The sequence below is a fragment of the Arsenophonus sp. ENCA genome (assembly GCF_002287155.1).
GTDB lineage: Bacteria > Pseudomonadota > Gammaproteobacteria > Enterobacterales > Enterobacteriaceae > Arsenophonus > Arsenophonus nilaparvatae.
In genome coordinates this window covers 1-1,691 of the sequence record NZ_NHNG01000746.1, presented here as the reverse complement: position 1 = coordinate 1,691, position 1,691 = coordinate 1, and the positions used below count along the sequence as shown (strand labels likewise).

Annotated in this window: 1 protein-coding gene and 2 pseudogenes; 1 reads left to right on the top strand and 2 read right to left on the bottom strand. The window is 33.4% G+C overall.

Annotated elements, in window-relative coordinates; translation table 11 throughout:
- Positions 1–405: 405 nt before the first annotated feature.
- Entirely contained in the window at positions 406–1,032 is a 627-nt protein-coding gene (locus tag CBG25_RS19390; RefSeq protein WP_290608695.1) for a hypothetical protein, read from the top strand.
- Between the two features lie 160 nt (positions 1,033–1,192).
- Here the strand turns inward: CBG25_RS19390 and CBG25_RS19385 are convergent.
- Positions 1,193–1,476 (bottom strand): annotated as a pseudogene (locus tag CBG25_RS19385) (GNAT family N-acetyltransferase); the annotation flags it as partial.
- A gap of 3 nt (positions 1,477–1,479) precedes the next feature.
- Positions 1,480–1,691: pseudogene (locus CBG25_RS19380) on the bottom strand (hypothetical protein); the annotation flags it as partial.

Below are 1,691 nucleotides of genomic sequence, written 5' to 3'. Positions count from 1 at the left end.
TACAGGTTTCGATCTTGACCAGCGGGTCACCCAACTTGTCGATCGTCTGTTGGTGATACTGGTTTGCAAAGAGGTCATTCTTAATGGCGCTGCGTTTCTTCATGGTGGTTAGCTCAGTAGACCAGCTTCCGATAACTTTATCAGCAAAATCAAACTCGGCTTAGGTTTTTCGAGGTGCCCATTAGTGATAAAAGTAAAAAATAATAAATATTTAATTTTAGCAAACTGGATTGAAGTATTGTGATATATAAATTTAGTTTTTGCTTTAATTAATTAGTAAGTTATTGCTATCAATTATTTTAATTCTGCTATTGATTGTTTTTTAGAAGTATAAATGATTGATATTTGAGATGCTGCAAAATATCTTTGCGATTTATTCTTATTCAATGGGAGGATACAAATAAAATGTTAAATTCAACATCTCAGATTGGCAATTATTCATCTCAAATAGTTAATCAACAGGTTGCATCTGCACAAATCGATACGACTACGAATACAGAGAATAAACTTAGCTCTCAATTAAAAACCGTAGGAAATTCTAGTATTGATCTACTTGCGGTAAAAGAAAAGGAAAATGATTTATTTGAGGTAATTAAAAGTAATGAATATCTTCTAACTATTGCCAATACATCTCAATCTACGGAGCAAGCTGACAGGTTTTATCGAGCTGGATTAGCTGTCGGGATTGTTAATGATTTTTCAACGAGTGATATAGTGGTACAAATAGACCGGGCAAAAATTAAGACTAATAACATTTGCGGAGCTTTTCCTGTAGAAAATTTTTCTATAGAAAATCCAAGTGATGACCAACTAGCGGCAATTAAATATAGAGGGATAGGTTTTGTGAAGAGTCTTCTATCAGTTGCTCCTAGCACTCCTTTGGACTCGACCGTCTATGCTCAGGCATTAAATATTGGTAGTGTGGCTGAAAATAGAGGAGGACCGACAGTACAATGGTTAAGCATTTTTCAACTATGTGGAATGTGCGTGATGGTTTATATCAAAAGCAGCGGCAGCAGCAATAAAAAATAATTAATTAACCGTTATTTTATTTTCGGCTCTTCTCTTCGTTAAATAGAGAGGAGCCGATATTTTTTGTTTAAGAGTAATAGAAAACGTTATTTATTTAAATAGTGCATTTTTTATTGTAATTGGGTTTATTAATTAAATTTTTAATTAATTTTTATGGTATTTAATTAAGATTAAGTATTAAAATTTTTGAGCATCGTTGATAATTATAAAGCGCTTGTTTTTTATTGGCAACATATCAACTTTTGCGGGGAAAAATCCTCTTTCTAGAAACCAGTGAGTACTTCGGGTTGTTAATACAAAAAGTTTTTCTAAATTTAAATTTTTGGTTTGTAGAGTAATGTGTTTAAGCAGTTTTTCACCTCTTGATAAATTACGATAGTCAGGATGTACAGCCAGGCAAGCCATTTCTCCAGACTTTTCTTCTATATACACGAGTTTCGCACAAAACTAATTTGGGTACGCTAATAAAACACGGATGTGCTCAGCAATAGCATTTTTGATTACGTCCCAATTTTGTTGATAAAGGGTTATTTTTTCAGATATACGACGTTTATGTTGTTCAAACCACGCAGAAATAGCGAGAAAAATATGATTTCTTTGCGCTCGGCTCGTGCGAGCCTGACAGCGTTCAATACCACAATTTTGTTTAACTTCTCGAT